Below are 6,951 nucleotides of genomic sequence, written 5' to 3'. Positions count from 1 at the left end.
GCGCGGTTTTAGAAGGAGTTGTAATTTTTCAAAAAAGATTGAAAACCATTTTAAAGCTTTCGACTTAACCTTTTTTTACATCAATAATGGCTTCATTTAATGTCAGCATACTTTTTGAAACACCACCCAAAATTTATCTCATTTTATAACTGATGTCTGGATTTTCAGGTAATTATACCGCACCAAAAAAAACATCTATTCACTAACGATCACTTAGGCTATTTATTATAAAAAAACAACCATACATCATTGATATATGTCCATTTATTTATACTTTTTTCATGGACATAAGTTAATTAGTTAATTTTTTAGGTCCCATATATCATCTAAGCGGAATCAATTAAAACCTGTTATAAGTCAGTGTAACATTGAAATTTATAGAAATAATATTTAAAACCGTTTTTTATTTTCAATTAAGGTGTCATCAATTAGCTTGAGAAAATCTTACCGGTCCTCATAATTTTTTCATGACTAAACGCTATGCATTAAAAGATGATCAGTGGGAACAGATTAAAGATCTGTTACATGGACGAATGGGTACTGTTGGAGTAACGGCCAAAGATAACCGACTATTTGTTGAAGCGGTATCGTTCAGGTATCCCGTGGCGAGACTTAATCGAACGCTTTGGTGATTTTAGAGTAGTGCATACTCGTTTTAGTCTTTGGGCTAAAACAGGTGTGTGGCAGAGAGTCTTTGAAGTGCTGTCACATGACCTTGACAATGAATATGTCATGTTAGACTCCACCCCATTGTACGTGCTTACCAACACAGCGCTGGGGGGAAATCAGGCGACTAGGCGCAGTAAAGGGGGCTTAAGCACCAAAATTCATGCCCGTACTGATGCTTTAGGCAACCCGACAGGATTTTATCTCACGAATGGGCAGGTCCATGACTTAAACGGTTCAGATGTGTTGCTGGACTTATCGTTGAGCCAGACCTGGTTTATGGATAAAGCCTACAACTCTAGGGATCGGGTCATTGATCCAATTTTAGAGGCGAAGGGTCAAGTTGTGATGCCCGCGAAAAGTAATTCTATTGATCAGCGTGATTATGATTGACATATCTACAAGGCAAGACATCTGATCGAGAATTTTTTTGCCAAGCTCAAACAATATCGTGCTATTGCCACACGCTATGATAAATTGGCTCAAAACTTCTTATCAGCGATCTTTCTGGCTTAATTGATAACACGCCCTAGTTTGAGATTGTCAAAAAAAGTGTAGCAACTTGCTACACTTTTTCACTTTTCTGAATAAGCTGTTTTAAAAAATCTTCTAGTTGTAAGAGACTAGCTTCGTCAATTTCCGAGATATTCAGAGAAACCTTAAGCTGTTTTTGATTGAGTTTGATATTCCCCGCAATCTTACCTGCATATTCAATTTTTCTAACCACAGATGTTGTGGTCAGTTTTCCTGGATCCTGACTCAATATTTTTTCAGCATAGGCAGTAACTTTACTTTGCTCTAGTTTTTTGTCTTTTACTTTTTCCCAAGCCCCTAGCAAAGCCTTTTCGGCCTCAGAAAGTTGCTCTATATGATCCGACAGAAATTTTTTGAATGCAGTTGCAGCAGTACGACCTAGTAGGCCTGGTTCCACATCAAGGTCATTTAAAATTACTTGAGGCAGTTTTTCGTACGCTAAATACTTGTACATATCTTCGCGATTTAAACCCAGTGAATTGGCTAAACGTTGCTTGTTTTTCTTTAACTTCTCATCAAGTGAGTTCAGGCCAATAAAAATTTCATAATCTGTCAGGTCCTGACGCTTTAAATTCTCTGCTAAGGTTAACAAAGATGCTTCTACATTATTCGCATCAATGATAATCGCTTCAATCACAGACTTGCCGAGTAAATGGTGCGCCCGTAAGCGCCGCTCGCCTGCAATGAGTTCATATTTCAGATTATCAAGTTTACGCACTGTAATGGGCTGCAACAGACCGACTTCATTAATGGAATCCGCCAGTTCTTTTAATTGTGACTCTTCAAATAATTTACGCGGCTGGTTTGGACTGCGACTAATATCCTCAATAGGAACATTACGTCTAAACTCTTTCAGCTCTCTAATATTGTCTTTCTGTGCTTGCTGATGTTTTTCTGTATTCTGTTTCAGTTTCTGAGCTAAAAGCTCTTTGGTGCTTGCCATAATACTCTCAGGTTTAAACTTTAGCTACAATTTCATTGGCAAGGCTTTCAAAAGCCTTACGTACTTTTGAATTTTTTTCTACATTCAAAAGTGATTGTTGCAGAATCGCTGCTTGATTAACTTTAGTACTTTGAGGAATGGTGGTCTCTAAAAGTTTTCCTACCTGTTTTAAGGCTTCATTCCGAATCAGCTTACAGACATTCTGACGTTCATCATGCTTAATTAGTAAAGCGCCTAAAAGCTCTAAATCTGGATTAATACGTTTGATCTTTTCAAGATGATTTAAAAGATCTGTTACCCCATACAATCCATATTGTGATCCGGATTCGATAGGAATAATGACATGTGTTGAAGATGCCAGGGCATTGCTGGTTAATAATTTAAGACTAGGTGGACAGTCGATCAATATAAAATCATAAAGATCTTTTAACAGTTCTAACTTGATATTTAACTCTTCAGAAGGACGGGGAGCTTCTTCTTTTAGTTGGTCTTCAGTTTTTCCTAAATTCAAGGAACCATAAATTAATGATACTTTTTCAAAGTTCGTTTCTTCTTGTAATGCATCTGCCAACAACGAAATATCGCCCACTAGTAATTCTGCTGTAGTCACAACAATTTCGCTTGGATGTTGGATCCCAATGTGTAAACTTGCGTTTGCTTGAGGATCTAAATCAATGACTAAAACCTTGTTGCCCAGATTGGCAAGTTCTGAGGCTAGGTGCACAACAGTCGTTGTTTTGCCACATCCGCCTTTATGGTTAGCAACAGTAATAATTTTTGCAGACATGCGTGTCAGATGATTCCGTATTTGAATGTTTAGTAATATAAATAACTTTCACTCATCTTACTATAGTTTTAAAATTTATAAATCCTATTTGTTCAGATGTAAAACAGCTTAAAAATAAATTTTTAACTAAGCTAGCTTAATTAATAATTAGAATAATTAGTTATTTAGCTAATTAATAATTAAGAGTGTATTTTTATTATATAAAACAAATGCTTAGAGTTTTAAAAGTGGAAGGTTTGTCACTCTAAAGTGGAAGGTCTGTCACTCTAAAGTGGAAGGTTTGTCACTCTAAAGTGGAAGGTCTGTCACTCTAAAGTGGAAGGTTTGTCACTATAAAGTGGAAGGTCTGTCACTAGGGTGGAAGGTTTGTCACTGCTATTTTTTAAACCGCTATTTTTATTTAAAAATAATTTAAAAAACAATTATTTAATATGTTAATAAAGTCTCGTAACTAAGCCTTAAAGGTGGAAGGGTTGTCACTGTATATTCTTAACCTGTGGATAATCTGTTTTTATTGGATATTTCCTGATGATTATATGTGCAGTTATACCTTTCGAATCTAACTGAAAGGTGGAAGCCTTGTCACATCAGGGTTTCTATTTAACTTAACCTATCTGAATGTGGGTGAAAAAAGTAAAAATAGTCATTCTAAACTGTAATTTCGGGGGCTAAAGGTGGAAGGTCTGTCACTGTAGGGTGGAAATATTGTATTTAATTCCACTTTAAAGGCAAAAAACCGGATAATAACGCTTTTTTTGATGACGGACCTTCCACTTTTAGAATCTTGTGGTGAAAGTCTTGAAAGTTTTTCCACTTTTGTATATAAAAACTAAGTCAAATTATAAATATCACGGTTATGACAGAATCTGAACCATTGCAAGAAGAAACGAATTATATTCCCTACTGTATAGGCAACATTCGCCATAATGGCGTTGTCAGTACCAGTAACCGCTTAATTCGCCCAATCGAGTTGTCATCCAATGAATATAAGGCACTTCTATATGCAATGGCGGTTGCGAATTATAGTGAGAAAAATAGGGTAGATGGTGAAATTACCGAACAAACTTATATTTATTTGTATAAGGATGATTTGGCAGATTTACTAGGATTAAATAAACGTAATTCAATTAATGTTGCAATAGATCGGATCTATAAAGAGCTTTCATCCCGGGTAGCTCATTTTATTATTGAGGAGCCTGCTGATAATGGTAAGAGAAAGACTAAAAAAGTACATTCTGTCGTTCCCATTATCCGTGAGTTAAGATGGGAAGATGACTCTAAAAATGCGATTCAGATTCGTTTTACTAGTGAGGTGTTGCCGTATTTCACTCAACTGGCTGGGGGTAATTTTACTACCTATCAGCTAAAACATCTTTTTGCCCTAGATTCTGTTGCCAGTATGAGTCTTTATACTTATTTCATTAAAAACGAATTTAAGTACGCCAATCAAAAGAGTTATGAAGTGCCATTGCTTTTAGAAAACTTGAAAGCACTGATTGATATTAATGAAACCAAATATGATCGCTGGGTAGATTTTAGACGCTATGTATTAGACAAAATAGTGACAGAAATTAACGAAAATACAGATCTACAATTAGAGTATGAAACCGTTAAGAAAGGCCGTCCAATTGTAGGTGTGAATTTTAAACTGCATCATCGGATTGCTGATAAGGCACTGGATGAAATTGCAGTGATTGAAAAAATCTATCTTGATGTTCCATTTGAAGACAATGCATCCGTAAAAGAATTAGGGGCTAAATTCGATACGAATGTACGTTCTTGGTATATTTTTAATAATGATGAAAATTATCAGCAGTTCAAGAAGTGGTTTAAAAAAGTAGGATGCCTCACTGACTCTCAAGCAAATATTGTCATTAATGACACTTTATTCCAAATGGATTTTGCTGAAATTGGTATGGGGCTGAATGACTTTAAACGAAATATGAAGCATAAACTTAAAAATAATCCAGAATTCGTTCAAAGTATTCGTGAAAGACTGAATGATATTTTTGGTAAAGAGCTGATCTAGCGAAAAGTGTAGCAACTTGCTACACTTTTTTAAATATATGTTTGTAAAGAATACAAGTGGTAAGGACCCTAGGATAAAAACGACTCTGTTGGATAAAGGCTTTAGATATAGATCTTCCCTAAGTTATCCAAATTCAAGTGACAACTTGGGTATGAGGTCTGCCTAATTCCTTAAATCTATTCAAAACGTAAGTGTTCGCTGAACACACCTTATGAATTCATCCTATAAGCCTTAATTTAGTCCCCACTTAAAAACAAGTGGGGACTAAATTTATGACTACAAATAACTAGGGTCTGTTGACATTTACTGTTCATAATTAACCCTATAAAGGTAGCCATAAAAATATACAGGCTAAAGCAACAGAACTTTGATAATTTCTTTTGAGCTTGTCATATCGAGTAGCTATTCCTCTAAATTGCTTTAATCTACAAAACATATTTTCAACTAAATGCCTGATTTTATATAAATACCAGTCCATATGGTCATTGTTCGGTAAGCGTCCGCTGAACCCCATGCCTATTTTTTAATTCGGTTCAGGTTTCCAGCAGTGTGGCAGTAACTCTTCAATCTGGGTCACTTTATGTGTCGGCAGCCTTTTCAGCACATCACTTAAATAGGCATACGGATCCAGCCCATTCAGCTTTGCTGACTGGATTAACGTCATGATGTTTGCCGCTCGCTGACCACTGCGCAGCGAGCCAGCAAACAGCCAGTTCTTGCGCCCCAACGCCCAGGGACGCATCTGATTTTCAATCCAGTTATTATCTATAGGCAAATTACCATCATCCAGATAGCGGCAGAGTGCCTGCCAACGTTTTAGGCTGTAATTGATCGCCTTGGCGGTGGGAGAACTCGATGGCACTGTCAGATGATGTTGGTTGAGCCATTCATACAGTTGTTGCATCACTGGTTGACTATGCTGTTGTCGGTATTCGCGGCGCTGTTCTGCTGTACCATCGGTCTTTTTCCTGAGTTCTACTTCTATCGCATACAGTTTCTGAATCAGCACCAATGCCTGTTCAGCGACCTGACTTTTCCCGGTCACATGCAGTTCATGGAATTTACGACGTGCATGGGCCATGCAGCCCACCTCTATGACCTGACCTGATTTAAAGCGTGCTTTATAACCACTGTAATCATCACAGACTAGATTGCCCTGCCAGCCTTTCAAGAACGCTTCAGCATGCTGGCCTGAACGACTATCCTGAAAGTCATAGATCACTGCCTGAACTGGATTGTACTGTGTAGTGGCATAGGCCCAGACATAACCTTTTTTCGGTTTTTTCTCATCATCACCCATCCGCATGATGGTGACCGGCGTTTCATCGGCATGGATCACCCGCTGTTGCAGCACCACCTGTTTTAAGGCATTGGCCAGAGGTTCCAGTTCTACACCGCAGCGACCTATCCAGTCAGATAAAGTTGATCTAGAAAGTTCGATTCCCGCCCGCTGATAGATCAGACGTTGACGGTACAGCGGCAAATGATCGGCATATTTCGATACCAGCACATGGCTGAGCAATTCAGGTGAAGCAATGCCTTTATCAATTACATAGGCAGGCATCGCTTGCTGAGTCAGGGTGTCACACTGATCACAGACCCATTTACCACGCACATGCTGTTCCTTATAGAACTGTGCCGGTCTGAAATGCAGTTTTTCACTGACATCTTCGCCGATACGACGGAGTTGGCAGCCACAAGCGCATTGGGTTGATGCAGGTTCATGCTCAATACGGATGGTGTGTAGATGATCTGGCAGTGGTCGACGTTTAGGTTTATTTGCTTTGGCTTTGTGTGTCGCTGCATCGGTTTTATCTGCATTCAGCCGTTCCAGTTCCAGATCAACGGCTGCGATATCTTCTTCGACCGCTTCATCCCAGAGATGGATTTGTTTTGCGGTGAGATGTTCGTTTTTACTGCCGAATTTGTGCTTTTTAAACAGCGCCAGTTCATGCTCGTATTTTTGATTGAGAATAGAAAGATGCTGAACTT

The 6,951-nt window shown here is 38.2% G+C and carries 4 protein-coding genes and 3 pseudogenes; 3 read left to right on the top strand and 4 right to left on the bottom strand.

Annotated features, from left to right (window positions below; genetic code table 11):
- Positions 1-100, top strand: a pseudogene (locus AC1P5O_RS15860) (IS1 family transposase); the annotation flags it as partial.
- A gap of 367 nt (positions 101-467) precedes the next feature.
- Positions 468-1,182 (top strand): annotated as a pseudogene (locus AC1P5O_RS15855) (IS5 family transposase).
- A gap of 49 nt (positions 1,183-1,231) precedes the next feature.
- Here AC1P5O_RS15855 and AC1P5O_RS15850 read toward each other — a convergent pair.
- Positions 1,232-2,143, bottom strand: a complete 912-nt coding sequence (locus tag AC1P5O_RS15850; protein WP_103801007.1) for a ParB/RepB/Spo0J family partition protein — start codon at positions 2,141-2,143, stop codon at positions 1,232-1,234.
- Between the two features lie 13 nt (positions 2,144-2,156).
- Positions 2,157-2,930: a ParA family protein gene (locus AC1P5O_RS15845; protein WP_004647772.1), complete on the bottom strand. Its 774-nt coding sequence runs from the start codon at positions 2,928-2,930 to the stop codon at positions 2,157-2,159.
- A gap of 856 nt (positions 2,931-3,786) precedes the next feature.
- Here AC1P5O_RS15845 and AC1P5O_RS15840 point away from each other — a divergent pair.
- Positions 3,787-4,959 (top strand): replication initiation protein, encoded by a 1,173-nt coding sequence (locus tag AC1P5O_RS15840; RefSeq protein ID WP_044113093.1) that lies wholly within the window; start codon positions 3,787-3,789, stop codon positions 4,957-4,959.
- A gap of 322 nt (positions 4,960-5,281) precedes the next feature.
- Here the strand turns inward: AC1P5O_RS15840 and AC1P5O_RS15835 are convergent.
- Both AC1P5O_RS15835 and tnpC read right to left on the bottom strand, forming a co-directional pair.
- A pseudogene (locus tag AC1P5O_RS15835) lies at positions 5,282-5,449 on the bottom strand (IS5/IS1182 family transposase); the annotation flags it as partial.
- Positions 5,450-5,482: 33 nt separating this feature from the next.
- The coding region (tnpC, locus tag AC1P5O_RS15830) for an IS66 family transposase (protein ID WP_499006367.1) at positions 5,483-6,951 on the bottom strand (1,469 nt) is incomplete at its 5' end.

It is taken from the genome of Prolinoborus fasciculus (genome assembly GCF_056724605.1).
This window is presented reverse-complemented; position numbering and strand designations above follow the sequence as displayed.